The 22,024-nt window shown below is 51.0% G+C and carries 23 protein-coding genes; 5 read left to right on the top strand and 18 right to left on the bottom strand.

What is annotated here, in order from left to right:
* Positions 1-112: 112 nt before the first annotated feature.
* From QJT81_21785 to QJT81_21775, 3 genes are read right to left on the bottom strand one after another with little or no spacing between them, the layout of a single operon-like run.
* Complete coding sequence (locus QJT81_21785; protein WGZ94373.1) at positions 113-2,557, bottom strand: HsdR family type I site-specific deoxyribonuclease; 2,445 nt, start codon at positions 2,555-2,557, stop codon at positions 113-115.
* On the bottom strand, positions 2,554-3,141 hold the full coding sequence (locus QJT81_21780) for a hypothetical protein (GenBank protein ID WGZ94372.1): 588 nt from the start codon (positions 3,139-3,141) through the stop codon (positions 2,554-2,556). The genes QJT81_21785 and QJT81_21780 overlap by 4 nt, the downstream gene beginning before the upstream one ends.
* Entirely contained in the window at positions 3,138-3,413 is a 276-nt protein-coding gene (locus QJT81_21775; protein WGZ94371.1) for a restriction endonuclease subunit S, read from the bottom strand. Before QJT81_21775 ends, QJT81_21780 begins: the two co-directional genes overlap by 4 nt.
* Before the next feature lie 107 nt (positions 3,414-3,520).
* On the opposite strand from QJT81_21775, the gene QJT81_21770 reads away from it, so the two are divergent.
* Entirely contained in the window at positions 3,521-4,066 is a 546-nt protein-coding gene (locus tag QJT81_21770) for a transposase (GenBank protein WGZ94370.1), read from the top strand.
* Positions 4,054-4,371, top strand: a complete 318-nt coding sequence (locus tag QJT81_21765; GenBank protein ID WGZ96526.1) for a transposase family protein — start codon at positions 4,054-4,056, stop codon at positions 4,369-4,371. The genes QJT81_21770 and QJT81_21765 overlap by 13 nt, the downstream gene beginning before the upstream one ends.
* Positions 4,372-4,550: 179 nt before the next feature.
* On the opposite strand, the gene QJT81_21760 is transcribed toward QJT81_21765, so the two are convergent.
* The 11 genes from QJT81_21760 to fusA form a co-directional block, all read right to left on the bottom strand.
* Positions 4,551-5,606 (bottom strand): transposase, encoded by a 1,056-nt coding sequence (locus QJT81_21760; protein WGZ94369.1) that lies wholly within the window; start codon positions 5,604-5,606, stop codon positions 4,551-4,553.
* 241 nt (positions 5,607-5,847) lie between these two features.
* Entirely contained in the window at positions 5,848-6,696 is an 849-nt protein-coding gene (locus tag QJT81_21755; GenBank protein ID WGZ94368.1) for a restriction endonuclease subunit S, read from the bottom strand.
* 94 nt (positions 6,697-6,790) lie between these two features.
* Positions 6,791-7,900: a hypothetical protein gene (locus QJT81_21750; GenBank protein WGZ94367.1), complete on the bottom strand. Its 1,110-nt coding sequence runs from the start codon at positions 7,898-7,900 to the stop codon at positions 6,791-6,793.
* An 11-nt stretch (positions 7,901-7,911) separates the two neighbouring features.
* Positions 7,912-9,978, bottom strand: a complete 2,067-nt coding sequence (locus tag QJT81_21745) for an N-6 DNA methylase (protein WGZ94366.1) — start codon at positions 9,976-9,978, stop codon at positions 7,912-7,914.
* Positions 9,979-10,002: 24 nt separating this feature from the next.
* Complete coding sequence (locus QJT81_21740) at positions 10,003-10,446, bottom strand: type II toxin-antitoxin system VapC family toxin (GenBank protein WGZ94365.1); 444 nt, start codon at positions 10,444-10,446, stop codon at positions 10,003-10,005.
* Positions 10,443-10,667 (bottom strand): type II toxin-antitoxin system prevent-host-death family antitoxin, encoded by a 225-nt coding sequence (locus QJT81_21735; protein WGZ94364.1) that lies wholly within the window; start codon positions 10,665-10,667, stop codon positions 10,443-10,445. Before QJT81_21735 ends, QJT81_21740 begins: the two co-directional genes overlap by 4 nt.
* 109 nt (positions 10,668-10,776) lie before the next feature.
* The gene (locus QJT81_21730) at positions 10,777-11,898 is read right to left on the bottom strand and encodes an ISAs1 family transposase (protein WGZ94363.1); all 1,122 of its coding nucleotides are present in this window, start codon (positions 11,896-11,898) and stop codon (positions 10,777-10,779) included.
* 88 nt (positions 11,899-11,986) lie between these two features.
* On the bottom strand, positions 11,987-13,108 hold the full coding sequence (locus QJT81_21725) for an ISAs1 family transposase (GenBank protein ID WGZ94362.1): 1,122 nt from the start codon (positions 13,106-13,108) through the stop codon (positions 11,987-11,989).
* Positions 13,109-13,218: 110 nt separating this feature from the next.
* Entirely contained in the window at positions 13,219-13,479 is a 261-nt protein-coding gene (locus QJT81_21720) for a helix-turn-helix domain-containing protein (protein ID WGZ94361.1), read from the bottom strand.
* A gap of 56 nt (positions 13,480-13,535) precedes the next feature.
* Positions 13,536-14,270, bottom strand: coding sequence for a DNA-binding response regulator (locus QJT81_21715; GenBank protein ID WGZ94360.1), 735 nt, complete (start codon positions 14,268-14,270; stop codon positions 13,536-13,538).
* Between the two features lie 259 nt (positions 14,271-14,529).
* Positions 14,530-16,626: an elongation factor G gene (fusA, locus tag QJT81_21710; GenBank protein ID WGZ94359.1), complete on the bottom strand. Its 2,097-nt coding sequence runs from the start codon at positions 16,624-16,626 to the stop codon at positions 14,530-14,532.
* Between the two features lie 400 nt (positions 16,627-17,026).
* Between fusA and QJT81_21705 the strand changes: the two genes are divergently transcribed.
* Together QJT81_21705 and QJT81_21700 are read left to right on the top strand one after the other, a co-directional pair.
* Complete coding sequence (locus QJT81_21705; protein WGZ94358.1) at positions 17,027-17,728, top strand: response regulator transcription factor; 702 nt, start codon at positions 17,027-17,029, stop codon at positions 17,726-17,728.
* Positions 17,719-19,350, top strand: coding sequence for a HAMP domain-containing sensor histidine kinase (locus QJT81_21700; protein WGZ94357.1), 1,632 nt, complete (start codon positions 17,719-17,721; stop codon positions 19,348-19,350). The genes QJT81_21705 and QJT81_21700 overlap by 10 nt, the downstream gene beginning before the upstream one ends.
* On the opposite strand, the gene QJT81_21695 is transcribed toward QJT81_21700, so the two are convergent.
* Both QJT81_21695 and QJT81_21690 read right to left on the bottom strand, forming a co-directional pair.
* Positions 19,344-19,919 (bottom strand): ankyrin repeat domain-containing protein, encoded by a 576-nt coding sequence (locus QJT81_21695; protein WGZ94356.1) that lies wholly within the window; start codon positions 19,917-19,919, stop codon positions 19,344-19,346. The two genes, QJT81_21700 and QJT81_21695, sit on opposite strands and share 7 nt — an antisense overlap.
* A 76-nt stretch (positions 19,920-19,995) precedes the next feature.
* A complete protein-coding gene (locus tag QJT81_21690) occupies positions 19,996-20,553 on the bottom strand; it encodes a GNAT family N-acetyltransferase (protein WGZ94355.1) in 558 nt (185 codons plus the stop codon).
* Between the two features lie 64 nt (positions 20,554-20,617).
* Here QJT81_21690 and QJT81_21685 point away from each other — a divergent pair, with 64 nt between their 5' ends.
* Positions 20,618-21,034, top strand: a complete 417-nt coding sequence (locus QJT81_21685; GenBank protein WGZ94354.1) for a hypothetical protein — start codon at positions 20,618-20,620, stop codon at positions 21,032-21,034.
* A 25-nt stretch (positions 21,035-21,059) separates the two neighbouring features.
* Here QJT81_21685 and QJT81_21680 read toward each other — a convergent pair whose 3' ends face one another.
* A complete protein-coding gene (locus tag QJT81_21680) occupies positions 21,060-21,200 on the bottom strand; it encodes a hypothetical protein (GenBank protein ID WGZ94353.1) in 141 nt (46 codons plus the stop codon).
* Positions 21,201-21,209: 9 nt separating this feature from the next.
* Positions 21,210-22,019, bottom strand: coding sequence for a hypothetical protein (locus QJT81_21675; protein WGZ94352.1), 810 nt, complete (start codon positions 22,017-22,019; stop codon positions 21,210-21,212).
* Positions 22,020-22,024 lie beyond the last annotated feature (5 nt).

The following is a 22,024-nucleotide window of genomic DNA, read 5'->3' as shown; positions in this document are numbered from 1 at the left end:
TGCCTAACATCATGCTTGGTTTTGGGGGAATGTCACGACTGTTGAGTAACGACAAAGTTACCCATTTTGATGATATTTGGATAATTAGGTACAACTTTTATACTAACTGTTATTAACCCGCTTCTGCCAAATCTTGGGAAATGGCAGCGAACGCCCGCACAAAGGTTGCCACAGCTTTGTAGAACGGAATGCGCAAGGCTTCGGTTTCCAGCAAAGCATTCGGGTCGTTGGCATTGCCGCAGAAGTAGCGGATGTATTGCTCGGTTTCACGCGGGGGCAATACGGGGTCGCACAGGTAATGCAAGGCTTGCCATGCCGTATCCAGCGCGGTTTTGCCTGCTTTCAGCCAACCATCAAGCTGGACATTATTGCCATCCGTGCCGTTTTCATCCGGCTCTAATTCGTCGGAACTGTAAACCGCTATCGCTTGTTGCACATCGCCAAACAGCTCTTTGAAATCAACCACATAACCGAACGGCTTATCGTCACCGTCCAGCCGGTTGGTGCGGCAAATAGCTTGGAACAGGTTGTGGTCGCGCAGCTCATTGTCCAGATAGATATAAGTGCAGGATGGCGCATCAAAGCCCGTGAGCAATTTGCTCACCACAATCAGCAGCTTGCAATTGGCAGGCTCTTCGATAAAACGGCGTTTGAGTTCGGTTTCGTATTTCTCGGTGGTGGGGAAATCTTTCAGCACATACTGCTTGTAGGTGTCGTATTTGTAACGTTCGTCGCTTTTCAGCGACTCTTTGGAAATCGCACTCTCCAACGGTGCGTAAGAGGTGATAATGCCGCAATACGAGCCGAAGTTGGTGTTTTGGAACAAGCGGAAATAATGGCAAGCATCGTAAATCGACGCGGCAACTAACAACGCCGTGCCACGATCATTGTTCAAGCGGGGCTTTAGACCGAAATCTTCGATAATGCTGGCAATAATGCGTTGTTTGCGTTCGCCTGCACTCATTAAGGCTTCCATGTTTGCCCAGCGTTTACGCAGTACCGCTTTCTGGAAGTTATTGAGGTTTTGGGTGTTTTGGTCAAACCATGCGTCGATTTTTTTCTGTGAAGTGAGGCGTTGCGGCACTTTCCGCGCTTCGTATTTGAGGTCTAGCACTACCTTGTCGGCAACCCCTTGGTGGAACTTGTAGCAATGAATCGGTGCGCCGAACACCGCATCGGTGGTTTTCTTTTCACGCCGCAATAATGGCGTACCGGTAAAACCGATGAAAATGGCGTCTTTTAGCCAACGCTCTTTCATCTGTTTGTTCATGTCGCCACCTTGGGTGCGGTGGCATTCATCCACGAATACGTAAAAACGCCCATGCACCCGTGGCGGTTCGCCCTTGAGGTCTGGCTCGAATTTGTGGATCAGCGCACATAGTAAGCGCGGGGTACTGGCGGTGAGTTTTTCCACGAATTCGGCGCGTGAGGTAATGCGTGGCGACGGGGCATTTGTCCCGATCACGCCTGCATTGCGCATCACATTGACAATCTGTTTATCCAACTCGTCGCGGTCGGTGATGATGAGGATACGGGCGGCGGGGTCATATTCCAGCAACCATTTGGCGAGTAATACCATGAGGATGCTTTTGCCACTGCCTTGGGTGTGCCAGATGTAGCCGCCGATGCGTTGGCGGATGCGCTCTTGCGCCGCTTTAATGCCGAAAAACTGGTGCGGGCGCGGCACTTTCTTTTGCCCGCCGTCAAAGATTACGAAATGCTGGATAATGTCGAGCAAGCGCGTCGGGTGGCACAGTTGTGCGAGTGGAATATCGAGTAAGTCGCCTGTGTTGAGATTGCCATCGGCTTGCCCGCCGGTTTCATCAGAAATCTTTTGGTTGAAACCTCCCCTTTCAGGGGGATACACTGAATTTGGGAGAGACGTAACTTCTTCCAAATTCGCCCCTAGGGGCGTGGATTGAAACCATTGCACGAAAAAGGTTTCGGGTGTGCCGACCGTGCCATAACGCAAACCTTGTACGTCGTTGCCTGCCAACACCAGTTGCACGGTGCTGAAAAAGCCTTGGTTGAATTGTGCTTGTTGGTTGGTGACGAGTTGGTTGACGGCTTCGGCGATGTCCACCGAGGTGCGCTTGAGTTCAATGATTGCAACCGCGATACCGTTGAGGTAGAGCACGATGTCGGGGCGACGTTCCGCACCGCCTTTGAGGGTGACTTCTTCGGCGAGGGCGAAATCGTTGTTACTGGGGTTGTCCCAGTCGATCAGGTGAACAGTTTCATGGGGTTGCCCGATGGCGATTTGCACCGCGACACCGTAGCGCAGCAGTTGGTAGGTGGCGAGGTTGGCTTGGTAAAGGGTAATGCCGGTGGTGTCGGCGGCGATTTCCAGCTTGTGGAGAGCGGCGTTGATGTGGGCATCTGAATAGCCGCGTTGTTTCAGGTTTTCCTGCAATAACACCGGTTCAATCGGACGGTTATTGGCGCGATATTGCCAGTTGCCGAGGTGGCGATAACCGAGCCATTCAGGGTGTGATGGGTCAGTGAAGCGTTTGGCGACGCGGTTTTGGGTCGTGCGTTCAGTGCGGATTGAACTCATGGTGTGACCTCCCAATGACCGCCTTTTTTCGAGCCGATATGTTGCAGTTTTCCCGCTTTGACCAGTTTGGCACTCGCCATTTCAATGGCACGTACCGAAAGACCGAGGTGGTTTGCTGCTTCGCTGAGGGTTAACGTGGGGTGCTGGCGTAGCAATAGTAGCAGGGCTTCGGGCGTTTTTACCGAAGTTTTTACCGCATTTTCTACCGAAGTGGTGGTGTGCCGTTGGCTTTCAATGGCTTGGTTGAGGGCTTCCGCGAGGGCATCCAGCATAAACAGGATGAAACCACTGCAATCGGCGGCGGCATCCGCTTCACCCAAGACGCGGTAATAGGTTTCTTGGCGACTTTTGATGACGGTTTCAACGGGCAAATACGCCAGCATCGGCTGCCAGTGGCTCAGGATGAGGGTGTTTTGTTCGATGGCTAGCGAGGCTTGGATGGTGCGGATGCGGTTGCCACGGCGCAGTTGTGGGACAAGCCCTGCGCGGCTGGCTTGTTTCCATTGCCCTAGCAATTCGGCGATGTCTGCGACTTTGGATAGCATGGCGTGGTTGAGGCTGAAAGGGGGTTGATAGGTACTCATACCAGCCGCGTCCTCCCCGTCAGCAACTCCTGCATCATCCCCTGCTTAATGTCCCGCGTCTTCGTGCGCCGCTGCTCCAACGCCGCAATCTCCGCATCCATATCCGAAAGCACCGCCGCAATCGCTTCTTGTTCTTCAGGTAATGGTGTTTTAATGGTTATGCTTTCAATCGTTCTAGCGTTGAGACTTGGAACGCCAGATGCTTCATTGAACTGCATCCAATCAATTAAACAGAATCGGTAGTAAAGAAACTTTGCATTATTATTAGACATTATCTATAAAAAACTGAAATATATAGATAATAATTATCAATGGCAAGATACACAGCCAGAGTGTAAATTCCTGACAGTAATAATAGCCTAGAGTAGGGACTAACGGCATGGCGGAGTACAGCTTTAACGCATTGAAATCCAATGAAAAGGCATTTGTTGCCATGACCAGTCTCAACGTTAAGGAGTTTTTGGGTTTGCTCGAACGGTTCAGTGCAGCTTACCAAACTGACCTACACGCCCGGGGCAAACGTGTTGATGAGACGCGGGGTCGTTCTGATGGGAAACTGGCATTAATAGAAGACAAACTGTTTTTCATTCTGTTTTACCTGAAGACCTATCCTTTACAAGAAGTGCTGGCGTATTCATTTGATCTTCCCCAAAGTGTGGCAAACCACTGGATACACCGCTTGTGTCCCGTATTACAAAGTGCATTGGATAACATGGGACATAAGCCCATTCGACTATCCTCAGAATTAATGGAACGGCTAGCAGAAGAAGGGCAACAGGAATTGATTATTGACGGAACAGAGCGGAGAATCCAGCGCCCTGTGGATAATGATGTTCAGCGTGAATACTATAGTGGTAAAAAAAAGCCCATACGGTTAAAAACAATGTCATCGTTGGCTGTGCTGACAGACATATCAAATACTTAGGGGATACTCACTCAGGCAAGAAGCATGACAAGAAAATTGCCGATGAGGAGCAGACCCAATTACCGGAGGGTTCTGTGATTTTACGTGATTTAGGCTTCAAGGGGGCTGACATGGGAAAAGGTGTCACCGTCATTGAGCCAAAAAAGAAGCCACGGAATAAATGTCTGACCCCACAAGAAAAAGAAGAAAACCGTCAAATTTCTGCCCGCAGGGTAGTCGTTGAACATATCATCAGTGGTATTAAACGCTGCCGATGCCTGAAAGATGTGTACCGTAAGAGCGACTTGCAAAATCCGACAAACTGAGTTGCTCAATTTTCAGCATTGACCGAACGCCGCATATTCAGCCGATTTTTTACTCAATTTGACCAACGAAACCTGAGCTTTTTCAGTTTTACCGTAACTTTTGCTAAATTTCACCCATACCAATGCGACTGCTCCTGTTTTTCAGTCAGTCTTCCCGTGTTTTTTCAAAACCAGTCGCCTTATAACAAGACACGCATCAGTTGATCAGCACTCAACACCAAAATCCCAAACATCAGGTGGCTGTAAACTTTTTGTGCGCCTTGCACCCACACATTCCGACCACCAAATTCATCCTTCAGGCGGGCATTGGTTCGTTCTACGGTGCTGCGAATTTTGTAACGCTCGGCATCAGCAGGTTCAAACGCTTCTTTCTGTCCGCCGCGAGGATTGTGATCAATCAGAGGGACATGCCCCAGATGACGGCTGTATTCGTGCAAATCAGCACTGCAATAGGCTGCATCCATCAGGTCGTAGAGACTGGTGACACGTTGGGCACTGATTTGAGAGAGTGGGATGGCTGCCCCGCTGTCGTGAAAGGAGGCGGAAGACAGAATGGCTGCTATCGGGACACCACAATCGGCGGTATCGATATGCAGTTTGTAGCCGTTCCAACTGTGCTTGTAGCCTTGGGCATTCTTCTTCGTCCCCCGGTTACACTGAACCGGTATCTCATCGAGTGCTTGCTGAAGTGACTGTTCCCGTTGGCGCTGAATCCGTGTTTGCCCTTGTTTTTTCTTTGGCTTTTCCTCGGCAACAGGCCGTTCACGTGCCTCAATGGCTGTTGAATCCCGACACAGGTGGCCGATCAGCGCATCGCCCAAATACGTTTTCACCAACGTTTCATGCACACGTTCCGCTAAACGCTGTTCAGCAAATTCAGCGAAGGCACGTGAAAAGGTGGATTCGGAAGGCAGTTTCTTGGTCAGGGGAAACCCGCAGATGCGTCGCAGGGAGCGATCGTTTTGCAGCCGGTCAATGAGTGCTCGCGTATTGACAATATTGAGCACGCTTTTGGCGACAAAAGCATTGGCAAACCAAGATCGCTCCGTCGCTGGCCGTCCAGACCCATCACGAAAAGAGCGCACAAAATCTTCAATGCGCGTCAGCTCCAGTACGTGAATGAGTTTTTCAAGCTTGGGGGTCAATGTGCCAAAGGCATCATTGAAGCAAGGTAGTATTTCAATTTGCAGCAAACTCCAGCGTTGTGCAATCAGGGCGCGTTCGGTAGAATTCATAGCGTGGGCTTAATGGTTGTTTTGACGCTTCTATTATCGCCGAAAACGGCAGCCCACACTTCTTTTTTCCTTCAGATGAAGGAAGGTTCACGCTGAAAATGTAATTTTGCAAGTGGCTCGTAATTTAAAAGATGACTTTGATGATCAGATTATGGAAATTGCTTGCGGACTACACAACCTGAGAAACTCCATGCGAAATCCAATCTATTGAAAGTTTTAAAAACTTTTCGATAAAAATTATTTATAGATAATGTCTATTATTCTTCAAAATCGAATAGAAAAGAGTGTCTACCGTCCAAAATGGCGTATCCATATATTGAGGCTGATTAATTGTGCCTTTACGTCCAATTAGTACCGATGGCTGATCATAAAGAGCGCGAGAAGCTGTACCTATTTGCCCACCAGTGGCTAGTATTGGGTAAGCACCATCAATAGTTTCAACATCTTTCTGGCTTTTCCCATGACAGATAGTCAGCAAGTCCCCCAACCGCCTCACCTCCCACTCCCCCTCAAATCCCGCTAATCGAGTTTTGCCCGTGAGAAGCTGCTGCATGGCGGCTTGTTTGAGGTTGCGCTTTTTGGTGATGAGGCGGTCAAGACCGTCCAGCAGGGCATCCATGTCGGAGAGGGCGGAGGCGATGGCGGTTTGTTCAGTTATATTTATAGGAAGAGATACCATTTCAGCGTGTAAATCATTGCGATTAACGCCGGGCACACCACTTTTTCCACTAAAAGAGGCGAAATCAAACGGTTTCAATAGGTAGTAAATGAATCGCTCGTCATTACCATGAAAATCTCGAACGTAAAGTGTTGTGTTTAATGGCCAAAATGGTTCGTTAATAAAAAATATCTCACCAATTGTGCCGTATCGACCAGTTACGACACCCGGTGGTTGAGCCATTGCAGTGCAATGTCGGTCAGTTACACCAGCAGAACTAACTAGTGGAACATCTCCATTTTTTCTAAGCCGATGCGGTAAATCATACCCACGTTGAAATGTCACAACTTGACCAAGCGGAACGGTATGCCAATCTTCGGGGATTACGCCGACTTCGGTTTGTTTGTAGCCCGGTTGTATTGCCGTATTCATGGTTTCTCACCCGTCGTGATGTTCCGCCACTTCTGTAGGGGCAAATAATTATTCGCCCCTACGTCATCCACCGCATTCCCCAACCGTTGTGCCATTATTCGCCCCTGCCGCCGGTACGGTGTGTCTGCTGGTTTGCCAGGGATTTGATCCTGCGTAATTGGTAGTGCCTAATGGCTTTGTATAGCGGGTGCTTCTTGTCCGGCATGAGATGGGTCAGCGAAACCACTAGGAGTTCTTCAACCTTGGCACGTTGTATGTGGCAAGCGATCCCGCCTTCATCGCCCACATAGCTGACCTCGGTCACTTTCAGTTTTTCATTGGGCTTAATCTTTTTCATGTTGGGGTTGTGGTAATGCACAAGGTTTTTGGTCGGGGTCATAACGATGGGCAGGTATGCCTGCATGGCTGCTGTGAGGTTAGTAGCTTCTTCGGCATCGTCAACCAGTAGGCCGGGTGATGGGGTTTCATCGTTTCCCACGAAATCCGCAAGATGGTTCTGATGTTTGATGGCTGGGTCAAGGTCAGTCACTAAAATGTATCTTGCCAGTGCCTGTGCGCCAGCATGGTCGGGGTTCAGGTTGCGGACGATGGAATAACAGACCAGCGCTTGCGCTGCATCCCCGGTGGCAGCGTGATACATCCCCACAATGCTGTAAAATCCAATGGCTTCCGAGATGTGGAACAGGTCAACGTCGGGAGGAAAGTGCTGTGTCAGATCGAACTGATGGTTCAGTATGTCCGGGACTTTTTCGGGTTGTCCTTGGCGCAGGTAATGTTCAGCCAGACTGATTTTGCCAAAAAGGTAATCGGGAAAACGCTGGTGTGTTTCCAGCAGGGCGGCATGGGTTTCTTCTTTTCGGCCCAAACGCGCCAGGGTAACGGCAGTGAAATTGTAGAGGGACGGCACGTCTGGATATTTGTCGCGCAGTGCGTACAGGGTTGCCAATGCATGTTCCAATTTATCTGTGGAAGACGACGGCGTGTTAATCAGGGCATAAATGCGATCATGTGTGTCGTATTCTTCAGCAGAGAGTTGATCCATGTTGTCGGCACGGATAGTTTCATCGGTGTAATCAAAGTCTTTGAGTGGTTTGATACCCCGCTGCCTGAGGGAGGCAATGACTGCCGACCCGTTGACCATTTCAAGGAGTATCGCGGGGTTAGCTTTTGCTGCCTGCAACAGTTGTGCGGAAAAATTTTTCATGTTTGTGTCTTTCATAGTTGAAATCCCATGCGCTTGAGGTGTTCGTCAACACGGGCAGAGAGGGGGGCGACCTCTTCCACCAGTTGCGGTAACGGCGTGGCGTAGCGTTCGGCGAGTTCGCGGATGCGGGTGGTGAGGGTTTGCGAGACGCGATCGAGTTCGCCTTGCACGGTGATGGTCAGGGCTGCCATCCATTTGTCATCAATCACCAAGGTCTGGATTTCCGTCACGCTCAGTTCGGGGTATTTCTCATAGGCGAGTTTATCCAGTGCGGCATCGGCTTCCTTGATGGATTTTTTCAGGGTGGCTTCTTGTCCGCTCAATTTTAGCCATTGGTTCAGCACGGCTTCTTCCGCCACTTTCCAGTCGCCTTGTTCGGCTTTTAATTCTTTGAGGCGGTCTTTGATGGCGGCGGCGTTGATTTTCTCGAAGCCGGAAAACGCGGCATCTTCGCCGCTGTGTTCTTCTTCCAACTCGCTTAAGTTCGCGGTGACGCTTTCCAGTTGGGTTTGCAAGGCTTCCAGTGCGGCTTGTTGCGCGGCAAAGTAACGCGCCACGATGTACGCTTTGGGGATGAGGTCACACGCCCAGCCTTTGTCTTTGGTTTTGCCTTTTTTGTCGGTGTCGATAATGCGTTGCGGGGTGGCTACCCAGCCATCGGCAGCAATCAGGTAGGCATCGTCCTGCATGGTTTCCGCCCAGTAATCCATCAGGTGTTGGTACACGTCGTAAGCATCCAGCAAGGGCGCGGCTTTAAACGCATTCAACAACGCTTCGGCGAGGGTGTCGATCAGGGCTTTGGGGTGTGCGTCTTTGCCAAAGGCTTGCAAGTGCGGGGTGTTGTCTGTCCGCCATGCGTCAAAACTGCGTGTCACCGTGGTTTTGAAGGCGGTGAATTCGGCATGGTTCAAGATGAAGGGTTTGACTTGTGCAATCGGCAAGGTCAGTTGGGCATAACCTGCTTGCCCCGTGGAGGTGAACAAGGCCGCCCGCAGGGTCGGCAGCACGTGCCAATAGGCAGTCATGGCGTGGATGTCTGGATCAGGAATGCCGCCGCACAGGTGGGCAGTGATGTCTTGGGTATCTTCCGGCTCGGTGCTGTCGATGTAGCGCGGCAGGTTGAGGTTGTAAGCGTTTTTCGGGTCGCTGATTTCGTCAAACGCCACCATGCGGGCATAACAGGGCGTGTCGGTTTGCTTGGTAAAGGTGTCAACGATGCGGTGGATGTCTTGTTCGCGCAGGCGGTTTTTATCGCCGTCCTTGATGAAGCCTTTCGCCGCGTCGATCATGAAAATGCCTTTGCGGGCGGTGGCGTTTGCCTTGTCGAGTACCAGAATGCAGGCGGGGATGCCCGTGCCATAAAACAGGTTGGCGGGTAGCCCGATAATGCCTTTCAAATAGCCGGAACGCACCAGTTGCTGGCGGATAACGCTTTCGGCATTGCCCCGGAACAGCACGCCATGCGGGAGGATGCACGCGGCTTTGCCGTTGGGTTTCATCGAGCGGATGATGTGCAACAGGTAAGCGTAATCGCCTTGTTTGGCGGGTGGTTCGCCCCAGGCAAAGCGTTGGTAAGGGTCGTTGCTGGGGTTCAGCCCGGTACTCCACGTTTTGTCAGAAAACGGCGGATTGTATTCATACGCATCGCCAAGAATGTCATCGTGATCGGCGCGGTTTTTGGAAAAATCGAGTTCGGGCTTTTGGAAAATGCTGATCAGGTTAGTGAGGCGTTCCACTTTCGCCGCCCCTTCGCCCAGCTTGTTGGGGTCATCAAAGTCGGGAAAGTCACTGCGGGCAAGACGGGCATTGCTAGCCACCAAGGGCTGGATAATCTGCTTATTGATCTTGTCGCCAATATCGCTTTTGCCCTTGAGCTGGATCATGTCCGCAAAACTTGCCCCCGCTGGAATGGTCACGGGTGGGGCAAAATCATCCGAATCCGCGTATTTATCCGAGATGTATTTGATGAACAGCATGAACAGCACGTAATCCTTGTATTGGCTGGCGTCCATGCCACCGCGCAATTCATCGCACGAAGCCCACAGGGAGGAATAGAGCGCGGATTTTTTAATGGCCATGAGGTCTCTTGTTTGCTTTACAGGTTAAAGGCGTACAGGTACAAACGAAACGGTGAGCATACCCAAGTAATCCGCTGCATCCAGCATCACTTTATCGGCACTCGCCATGCTTTCCATGTCGTTGCATTCGGCAATGGCGAGGTGCATGGCATCTAAGGTGCGCAGGGGAATATTACCAACTCGATCAATCAATTGGCGGGCGGCAATCAAGTCGTCGTTGCCAACCTCGTGTAAAATGAGGAAACCTTGCTCAATATCCCGCTCAAACGTGGCAAAAATTTGCTGTGCTGATGCTTCACCGAGTTCTTTGGTACGTTCACGCCGTGCCAACAAGCAACGTAATTCTGTCACTGTCAGGGTGCTGATATGGGTATCGTCCTGTTCAATCATCCACGCGGCGAAGCGTTCTGATTCCTGCTCATTCAAATACCATTTTGCCAGTGCGCTGGTGTCCAGATAGGTTTTCATCGCTCATCCCGGTCAGCACGGATCAGGGTTTCACTGGCGATGCGCAGCCGTGGTTGCAGTGCCCGTAGTTTGGCGTGATCGGGGCGTTGGCGTGGTTTTGTCATGGGTACTAACCGCGCTAACGGTTTGCCATGCCGCGTAATGATGATTTCAGGCGTTTTTTCCAAGACGCCTTGGAGTTGGGTCAGTTGTTGGCGCATTTCGCGGATCGACATTTCCATGCAAACATTCCTCTTTGTGTCACATTGTTTTTTATTGTGTCACATTGCTTGGTTCACGTCACTCAAATCCACCAGGCGCGCAGGGCAATCGCTTGAATAATCGCCTTACTTACATGACTTGCTCCAGCAGTTGTGCCAGATAGTCAGTTGACCACCCTGCCTGTTTACGACGGACTTTGAGGCTATGTTTGTTGGTTTTGTCATTGCGCAGCAGGTTAGTACCCATGTGGCGCAGGATGGCGAGATTATGTGCGCCATGGTTGCTACGGTTTCTCGCCAAATCTTCCCGCATCAGGACATCCAGCACCCAATGCAACTTGTTTTCGATTGCCCAGTGGGAGCGGACGGCATATTGTGCGGCCTTGGCGATCATCGCCAGTGAACAGATGTAGTGGCGGATGGAATAGGTGGATTTTCCTGCTTTTTCGACCCAGGACTCGATACAGATGATGCTGGCAAGTCCTGCCCATTCCTGCCGTTGTTCCAACCAAGCAACATCGGTGCAAATGCGGCAACGGCGGGTTTCGAGCCGCCCGTGGTCTTTTTCCACCTGGGTGTCTTCATCCAGCACATAACCGGCAGGCGGCTTTTCGAAAAACAGGGCGATGTCTTCTGCTAACGTTTTCTGATTGTCTTTGACTGCCAGTAGGTAATCACCGCCTGCTTCCACGATTTGCTTGGCGATGGCCTTTTGTGTCCCCATCGCATCAATGGTGATCAAGCAGCCTTCAATGTCGAGCTTGCGTAGCAAGGCGGGGATGGCAGTGATTTCATTGGATTTCTGGTCGGTGGCTTCCTGCCCCAGCACTAGATTTTGCTGGTTTGCCCACGCTGACACCAGGTGCAGAGGGTTCTGCCCGTTGCCACCACTGCGCCGTGAGGTTTTGCCGTCAATGTTCAATAGGTCAGCCTCCCCTGCGGACAGGCTGTTTGTCCAACGGATAAACAGTTCCGAAAACAGCTTAGCATTCAGCGCGTTGAACACGTCACTCACCGTGTCATGGCTGGGAAAGCCCCGTGCATAGGGATAATAGCGGCGCAGGAAATCCGCGTTTAGCTTTGCCCAGCGCACCATTTCCACCACATCGTCTGCCCCTGCTAAGCTGCCTGCCAAACCCAGCAATAGGATTTCAGGTAGGGGGTAGAGAACTTTGGCTTGCTGGCGTGGGTCTTCTAAAACTGACAACTGTTCCAGTAGGCGGCTGATAGCGCTGGACGGCAAGTTCGGCATCGGTTTTGTCCTTTCGGGAAAAACCTTATTTATGCATGTTTTGCAACCAAACTTTCAAGCAGGGCAATCGCTTGAATAATCGCCTTACTTACATGACTTGCTCCAGCAGTTGTGCCAGATAGTCAGTTGACCACCCTGCCTGTTTACGACGGACTTTGAGGCTATGTTTGTTGGTTTTGTCATTGCGCAGCAGGTTAGTACCCATGTGGCGCAGGATGGCGAGATTATGTGCGCCATGGTTGCTACGGTTTCTCGCCAAATCTTCCCGCATCAGGACATCCAGCACCCAATGCAACTTGTTTTCGATTGCCCAGTGGGAGCGGACGGCATATTGTGCGGCCTTGGCGATCATCGCCAGTGAACAGATGTAGTGGCGGATGGAATAGGTGGATTTTCCTGCTTTTTCGACCCAGGACTCGATACAGATGATGCTGGCAAGTCCTGCCCATTCCTGCCGTTGTTCCAACCAAGCAACATCGGTGCAAATGCGGCAACGGCGGGTTTCGAGCCGCCCGTGGTCTTTTTCCACCTGGGTGTCTTCATCCAGCACATAACCGGCAGGCGGCTTTTCGAAAAACAGGGCGATGTCTTCTGCTAACGTTTTCTGATTGTCTTTGACTGCCAGTAGGTAATCACCGCCTGCTTCCACGATTTGCTTGGCGATGGCCTTTTGTGTCCCCATCGCATCAATGGTGATCAAGCAGCCTTCAATGTCGAGCTTGCGTAGCAAGGCGGGGATGGCAGTGATTTCATTGGATTTCTGGTCGGTGGCTTCCTGCCCCAGCACTAGATTTTGCTGGTTTGCCCACGCTGACACCAGGTGCAGAGGGTTCTGCCCGTTGCCACCACTGCGCCGTGAGGTTTTGCCGTCAATGTTCAATAGGTCAGCCTCCCCTGCGGACAGGCTGTTTGTCCAACGGATAAACAGTTCCGAAAACAGCTTAGCATTCAGCGCGTTGAACACGTCACTCACCGTGTCATGGCTGGGAAAGCCCCGTGCATAGGGATAATAGCGGCGCAGGAAATCCGCGTTTAGCTTTGCCCAGCGCACCATTTCCACCACATCGTCTGCCCCTGCTAAGCTGCCTGCCAAACCCAGCAATAGGATTTCAGGTAGGGGGTAGAGAACTTTGGCTTGCTGGCGTGGGTCTTCTAAAACTGACAACTGTTCCAGTAGGCGGCTGATAGCGCTGGACGGCAAGTTCGGCATCGGTTTTGTCCTTTCGGGAAAACCTTATTTATGCATGTTTTGCAACCAAACTTTCAAGCGATTGCCCTGAACTTTCAAGCGATTGCCCTGGTGTCCAAGGCACTTCCCATTTACACTGTTGGCTGCATCAAGCCATGACGTTTCAACTTGGTACGCAGCGTAGTCTTATTTATCCCAAGACAGTCGGCTGCCCTTTGCTGATTGCCATGCGTGTAACGCATCATGCTCAAAAGCATTGGAGGTTCCACCAAGTCCATCACTTTACGGTAAAAATCGGATGGTTCACTATCACCCAAGTTGTCCATATGCTCTTGCAGGAGCTTGGTCACGACATAAGAAAACACAGTTTCAGAAAATGGGTCGGCATTCATATCATCTACTCCATACTAATAAAAAGATGGTTAATATTCTCAGATTAGCTTATCTGTCAATTTCCTTGCTGAAACCCCGAAGGTGTCTGCCCCACCAGCCGCTTAAACGTCCGCGAAAAATGCGACCCATCATTAAACCCTACCGTAAACGCCACATCCGTCACATTCACCCCCGGCGTGCGCAGCAATTCACACGCCTTGCCAATCCGGTAATCCAGTAGATAATCCCGGAAGGTCTTCCCTTGCTCCTTTCTGAAAATCCGGCTGAAAGCACTGACACCCATGTTGCAAACCTCTGCCAGTGTCTCTTCCCGCACCGCTTCGTGATAATGCGATTTCACATAACTCACTGCCGCCGCCGTTTTGTGGCAAGCAATCGAGCGAAACCGCAATTCATTCGGGATCGGGTTCCCCCCTTGTGTATTAGAGGCGGTCATGGCCTCTTCCACACTCCCCACCAGTTCATGCTGGGAGATGGGAACCACCAGATAATTTGACACATGGTTGCGCAATGCCCAGATTGCCAGCGCCTCCGAATGGTATTCGGTAAGCATCAGCACCGGGATAGCCGCAAACCGCCGCCGGATACTGCTCAGGCTGGATAGGGAAGGAATGTCTGGGCGGTCGAATTCAAACACCAGCAACCCCGGCGACTCACGCGCCGTCACATTGCTAACATAATCAGGGGTTTCCACCTTTTCAACCCGCCAGCCACTGGGGATCAGGCGACGGTTACTGGGTGCATTGCGGTTAAAACGTAAATCAGCCCATACGATGCTTTCTGGACACATGAGATCAGCCCTCGACTTGCCACTCTTAAGGCTGCCCTCAACAGCCTCTCTTGCTTAATTGTTATTCTTCTTGTATGTATTATGCTCAGGCTGACTTACAAATCCCTTACAAAAATCATAGTTTTTATTACGAAACCCGAATTTAATAGATTAAAATTATTCATAATTTATTTTTATAGTGTTAATGGGTTTTTCTGCTATAACAAAAAAAGCCCCGCCAGTTACCCAGCGGGGCTTTTTCTTCGTCCTTTAGGACTTCTTACTTTTCAGCTTCCAACGCTTTCTTACGTTCTTGCGCTTCTTTGATAACCTGATCGGAAACCGATTTCGGGCAAGCCGCGTAGTGTGAGAATTCCATTGAGAACTGACCGCGACCGGAAGTCATGGTGCGCAGGTCACCGATGTAACCAAACATCTCAGACAACGGTACGTCAGCCTTGATACGCGCACCGATAGGCGCGGTATCTTGAGATTTGATCATCGCACGGCGACGGTTCAAGTCACCGATCACGTCACCGACGTGAGAGTCTGGTGCGAATACGTCAACTTTCATGATCGGCTCAAGGATTTGCGGGCCAGCTTTCGGCATGGTTTGGCGGTAGCCGCCTTTCGCCGCAATTTCAAACGCGATGGCGGAGGAGTCAACCGCGTGGAAACCACCTTCGCGCAAGGTTACTTTCACGTCAACCACAGGGTAGCCAGCCAATGGGCCTTTTACCATGCTTTCCTTGAAGCCTTTGTCGATTGCAGGCCAGAACTCGCGTGGTACAGAACCACCGACAACCACGGATTCAAACGCGTAACCTGCACCCACTTCGTTGGGTTCGATGGTGTAGTCGATTTTACCGTATTGACCAGAACCACCGGACTGCTTCTTATGCGTGTAGCTGTCTTCGATGCGTTGCGTGATGGATTCGCGGTAAGCAACCTGTGGTTTACCGATGTTAACTTCCACACCGTGAGTACGCAGCAAGATGTCGACTTTGATGTCCAAGTGCAGCTCGCCCATGCCTTTGAGGATGGTTTCACCGGTTTCTTGGTCGGTTTCAACGCGGAAAGAAGGGTCTTCTTTGACCATCTTATTGAGAGCCACACCCATTTTTTCCGCGCCTGCTTTGTTCTTTGGTGAAATTGCCAAAGAGATAACCGGCTCTGGGAATACCATTGGTTCAAGCGTAGCAGGTGCTTTCGGATCACACAGGGTATGACCAGTCTGCACGTTTTTCAGACCAACCAATGCAATGATGTCGCCCGCTTGTGCGAAATCAATCGCGTTTGCGTCGTCAGCGTGCATTTCCACCATGCGGCCTACCCGTTCGGTTTTGCCGGTGAAGGTGTTGAGGATGGTATCACCCGTCTTCATTGTACCGGAATAGATACGGGTAAAGGTCAACGCGCCGTATTTGTCGTCCATGATTTTGAACGCCAAGGCACGTAATGGGCGGTTAGCATCCACGATAGCGAATTCGCCAGTCGGATTGCCTTCCAAGTCAGTTTCAGGCTGTGGCTTAACTTCCATTGGGTTTGGCAGGTAATCAACTACGCCGTCCAGCACCAATTGCACACCCTTGTTTTTGAAGGAAGAACCAGCAAAAGTTGGGAAAAAGTCCAAGTTGATTGTGCCTTTGCGGATGCAACGTTTGATGTCTTCCAACGCTGGCTCTTCGCCACCGAGGTACATTTCCATCATGTCGTCATCTTGTTCGACCGCCATTTCGATCAACTTTTCACGCCATTCTTCTACCAAACCTTCCATATCGGCAGGAACGTCTTGAATGGTGTAGTTCATTGGATCGCCAGAGTTATCCCATACCCATGCTTTACGGGTCAGCAGGTCAACCACGCCGATGAAGTTGTCTTCGATACCGATAGGCAGCGTCATTGGCATTGGGCGTGCGCCCAAGACATTTTCTACCTGTTTGACAACGCGGTAGTAGTCAGCGCCGATACGGTCGAGTTTGTTGATGTAAATAATACGCGCAACTTTGGAGTCGTTCGCATAGCGCCAGTTGGTTTCTGATTGAGGTTCAACACCACCGGAACCACAGAATACGCCGATGCCGCCATCGAGAACTTTCAGTGAGCGATAAACTTCGATGGTGAAGTCAACGTGCCCTGGGGTGTCGATAACGTTGAAGCGATGACCTTTCCAGAAACACGTGGTCGCAGCAGACTGGATGGTAATCCCGCGTTCTTGCTCTTGAACCATGAAGTCAGTGGTCGCTGCACCGTCATGCACTTCACCCAGTTTATGGATTTTGCCAGTGAGCTTGAGGATACGTTCGGTGGTGGTGGTTTTGCCCGCGTCAACGTGGGCGAAAATGCCGATATTCCGGTAAAGTGTTAAGTCAGTCATTTGTCCAAATCTCAAAGAAGAAACGCAGGAACTGCGGATAAGGGGGCGATTGTAATGCATCTTGGAGCATGGAGTAAGGGGAATTTCAAGCGTGAATTGCAGAAATCCATGATTTTTCTATGATGGCAGCGCTGAGGATTCACCAGCAGAAGTACTTCTGCACACAATTTGCAAATTATTTCCGATGTATCTCCACATTATCAGGATAAAGCCTGCACATTCTCCCCGTAGCATACATTCCTGACACTACTCACCGAACGGGTACTGGCGATGACAACAATAATCTTTGCTTACGACCAGTTTTCCCGGCGGGGTTTTAGCAACCCTGAGACTCCTGGATCCCGATCGGCGGTACGACACCCGCCGTTTGGGGTTTTCTATTTTTTGCTACACTAGCTGTATGAATAAACATATCCTCATTGCCGACGACGATCCCCACATCCGCGACGTGATTAGCTTTGCGCTGGAAAAAGCGGGGATGCAAGTCACTCAAGCCGAAGACGGGCGTCAAGCCTTGGATACTTTCCGCCAGTATCCCAGTGATTTGCTGGTGCTCGACATTAATATGCCGGAGCTGGATGGCTTGGAAGTGTGTCGCGAGATCCGCAAGTTTTCGGATGTGCCAATTTTATTCCTTTCCTCCCGTGATGATGAGATTGATCGGATTCTAGGGTTAGAGATTGGTGGGGATGATTACGTTACCAAGCCTTTTAGCCCGCGCGAATTAGTGGCGCGGATTAATGTCATCCTGAAGCGTACACAACAGCACAGCAAATCCGTGACTGAACCAGAGCATGGCAGCAGCATCCGTTACGGTAAACTCAGTATTCAACCAGAGCAGCATACTGCCAGTTGGGGTGGAGCATCCTTAAGCCTAACCGCCACTGAGTTTGCTATGTTGCAACTGTTTGCCCGTCAGCCAACCCGTGTATTTAGTCGCGATAGCATCATGGGCAATGCCTACGATGGCAATGTGTATGTGAGTGATCGTACCATCGACAGCCATATCCGTCACATACGTCAGAAATTTGCCGATGTTGGGTGTGATAATGTGATTGAAACCGTACACGGAGTGGGTTATAAACTTGCCACATGCCAATAAATGCTCGTTTGCCTCTGCCACGCAAAACCTTATTCAGGTTACGGAGTATTTTGCTCTTGGTGATGTTAGCGGTGTTAGCATTGCCACTGGGTGGATTATATTTTTTCCGTATTTACGAAAATGAATTGGTACAACAAACTGAGCTGGAACTGATTTCACAATCTGCCGCATTAGCTGCTACCTTTCGGCAATTAGTGCGTGAACAGCAGCATGAAAACCATTACGGTTACATTCAATTTTCTCATTCACTGACACTGCCAGACCCGCCTTATACCGAAGAACAGCCTAGCAATGATACTTTCTATACGCCCGTAACGCCGAGTGTTGACTTGATTGCGCCTATTGCACCGCCTCGCCCCGAAGCTCGTCCCAGCACTCAGGCTGTTGACCCTCTGGCGCGTAAAATTGGCGAAAAAATGAATCAGATTTTGCGTGATACGCAGCAAGTGACACTCTCTGGTATTCGTCTTTTGGATGCCAATGGCACGGTCATTGCCGGGCGCGAAGAGGTGGGGTTGTCACTGGCGCATGTTGCAGAGGTGAAACAAGCCTTACAAGGCAAATACGCGAGCCTGATTCGCCAACGCATTTCTGACGAACCACCGCCACCGTTGTATTCTATCAGTCGGGGTAGCCAAATTCGGGTGTTTACCGCCTTTCCGATTATTGAAAATGAGAGGTTGCAGGGGGTTCTGCTGCTCTCGCGTACCCCAACTAACATTATCAAACACCTGTATGCCAATAAGGGGATAGTTTTTTTAGCGACCCTTAGCTTGTTGGTATTGGCGGTTTTACTGATTTTATTGGTGTCTTCCACCATTTCGCGCCCCATCCGTGAACTGTTGAAGCAAACGGAACGGGTACGTCAAGGTGAGCAACGTGAAGTGGAACCCATCCAAAACCCGGTCACTAAGGAGGTGGCGCAATTGTCAGAAAGTTTTGCGGGAATGTCGCACGCCTTAGCGGAACGTTCCGATTATATTCGCCGCTTTGCCACCCATGTGTCACACGAATTCAAAACCCCCCTGACGGCGATGCAAGGCGCTTTGGAGTTGCTGCACGATCACATGGAAACTATGCCGCCAGAACGCCGTGAAAAATTCATCCAAAACCTGTTGGCCGATACGCAGCGTCTTAAACAACTGGTCAACCGTCTGTTGGAATTGGCGCGTGCGGATGCATTGGAGACTCGCAAAGAAACCAGTACCCTGCCTGCTCTGTTCAAGGCATTGAGCAACCGTTATCGAGAGCGGGGGTTGTTGGTACAGATCCACCATACCTTGTTGAATACCCCACTGGCGATTGCCCCCGATGCCTTAGAAACCATCGTTATCAACCTGTTCGATAACAGCTTGCAGCACGGTGCGAGTCGCATGGATGTGTATACCGGTGGTACAGGTGACACGTTATGTTTGCGGCTACATGACAATGGCGAGGGCATTTCCCCGGCTAATCGTGACAAAATATTTACCCCCTTTTTCACCACTAAGCGTACCAAGGGGGGAACGGGTTTGGGGCTGGAAATCGTGGCTTCTATCCTTAAAGCGTATGGCGGTAGGATCCGGCTGGGGGATGCTGCACAGGGGGCGGAATTTATTATTGAGCTGCCCTTTTTTCATTGACCACGTAGTTGTTGTTCACGCTGGTATTCTTGTTCTGCGTCGAATAGGGCTTGATTGCTGGCGCGTTCAAAGGTTGCCGCTTCGTTGTAGGCGCGTTGGGTGCGGTCGTTTTCTGAGGTTGCACCTGCCTGTTCCAGCAGCTTGATGATGGTGGGGTTGCCTTTTTTACGGGCAACATCCAGCGGGCGTTGCCAATCTTTGAGATGGTTGGCATCTGCGCCGTGTTTGAGCAGCAGGCTGACCATGTTGGTATTGCCTTGGTCGATGGCGGCGAGTAACGGGGTTGTGCCGATACCATCCGGTTTGTTGGGGTCTTTGCCCATTTTCAGCAGGCATTCCGCGCTCGCCAAGTCTTTGGAGATGACAGCGTAATACACGGGTGGCTCCAGCATGAGTTCGTCTTGCGCGGTGTAGCCGTTGAGGATGGCGCAAGTAGTGGGCTTGGCGGTGCTGGTGATGATGGTTTTGCTGGCGGGTTTTGTGTCGGGCTGGGTCGGGGTGCTGGTGCAGGCGGTCAGCAGGCTAGCTGCAACGAGCAGGGTCGCAAAGGTGCGTTGTATTGTTGGCATTGTTAACTGTCCTTGTATTGTTGAGCTTTTATTATAGGTGGAATTATTCAAGTTGCATTTATGATCGGTGGTTTTTTTAAGGAACATGTTGCTGGGAATGCGCGGGGTTAATCAGCCCATACACCGCCATATCGTGATACACGCCATCCTTGAGAATTTCTTCGCGCAAGATCGCTTCGTGCTGCATCCCCATTTTTTGCATGACTCGCCCAGAAGCGGGATTGCTGACGAAATGCCGTGCGACGATTTTGTGTAAATCCAGCACCTCAAAGCCGTAGCGGATGAGGGCTTGCGCTGCTTCCGTGCAATAACCCTTGCCCCAGTAAGGCACGCCGACCCAGTAACCGAGTTCAGCGCGTTTGTTGGTGCGGTGTGTGCCGAGGCTAACCGTGCCAAGGATAGTGTCGTTGGCGGGATCAGTTATGGCGAGGGTGACGTGTTGGTTGGTGTAAAACTGGTGGGCATGGGTTGCAATCCAGCGTTCCGCATAGCCTTCTTCATACGGGTGCGGGATGTTGGAGGTGAAGCGGGCGATTGCGTAATCGCTGGCAAGGGCGTGTATTTGTTCGGCATCCGCGAGCACAAAGGGGCGTAACTGCAAGCGTGCGGTAGTGAGAGTGGGGAGGTGTAGCATCGTTTTCTGCCTATCCGTTGGGTTGCTCTACCGGGAGTTTACTACCGGTTCGGTGTTTTTTGCTGTGGGCTGGTATATCCAGTCGCTTCCACTGGTGTCATTGAGGGTTCAGACTCATTATCAGGCTGCCGTCACTTATGAGCTGTACCAGAACAGGGGCGGTTACAAGCACGTTCTGCACAGCTATCTTGATGTTATGGATTTGGTGCATCCTGAAACAGATGAGCCGTTGCAAGGCAGGATTTTTCTTGAGCGTACTATCCAGCCCAATAGCTGCCTAAATAAGGGAGCGGAAGTGTTAGGTGAGCAGAAAGGGAAAATTTACCCGTGCATACTGCCCCCTGAACAATTGTCTGATAAAGGTGATTATGTGTTTGAGCCACCGAATCGTTACACCGTTACGGTGAAAGCAAAGATTTGGGGCAAGCATTTGCTGGTAGTTGGGCATCCGGCATTCAAGGCGTTGTCTCTGGTGCGCTGATCGCTAAAGTTTCTACGCTTCTAAGTCACATCCCGGTCAGCGCGAAGTGATGAATAAAATACACCTCCCGCGCCAGAAACGGTAATTGCGTTGCCAGCGAGCGGTACATGCTGGTCGGCGTGGGCGAGGATACGGCGGCAATGCCTACATCATGTGCCATCCACATGGCGCGTTGCTACTTTGCTGATGACCATTGTGCATGAACATGGTCATCGTGCCGCGCTGCACGGCAACCTTGAAATTTGACGTTGGCAGCCTGAACGCCTAGCCGCGCTTGTAAATGCGGTTCTAACAACACTTTTTGCGCATCCGCCGCCAGCAATTGCAACAGGGTACGGGTACGCACTGCATCCATTTCATACGCCGCATAGCGTGATTGCAACCAGTCGAAATCCCAACGTAAATAGCTGGATTTGCCTAAACACGCCGCTTCTTTCGGGTGTTGTGGCTGTTCGTAACACCAGTACCCCAGCCATGAGGGTGAGGTATTTAACGGTTCGTGGGTGTCTTTGCGCTGGTAAAAAAACGCCAGATCCACTTTACGTCCATCGTTGTGGCTCAAATGCGGCAGCAAGGGAAAACCGTTCAAAAACGGAAAGTTAGCATCCAAATAACGCACCGTGCTATCGGGGTGAACCTTCCGAAATTGCCGTGCTACCGTGAGTAAGCGGGTTTGGGTGGCGGGTGTGACGTAATTGCGCATCAGCAGGCAATAACCAACATTGGCAGCTTGCAGCGGGGCGGCATCGCTGGCAAAGCACGGCAGTGGCACTCTGCCATTCCATTGCGCCAGCGTGGGTACGAAGCTGAAGACCGACAGGGCGTAAATCAGCAGGAATGCCGCGCCGCGTAGCCCTGTTTGCTGCCAGCGTGATGGGCGACGGATCAGGCGTAACACGGGCAAACTCAGCCACAAAATAATACCGCCGAGCTGGGTTAGGGCTGTCAGGGTGAGGAAAACCAGTAGGTGGGTGAGGTGTTTCATGGCTT

It is taken from the genome of Candidatus Thiothrix putei (assembly GCA_029972225.1).
Taxonomy (GTDB): Bacteria; Pseudomonadota; Gammaproteobacteria; order Thiotrichales; family Thiotrichaceae; genus Thiothrix; species Thiothrix putei.
The sequence above is the reverse complement of the archived record's forward strand: the minus strand, read 5'-3'. Positions and strand labels throughout refer to the sequence as shown.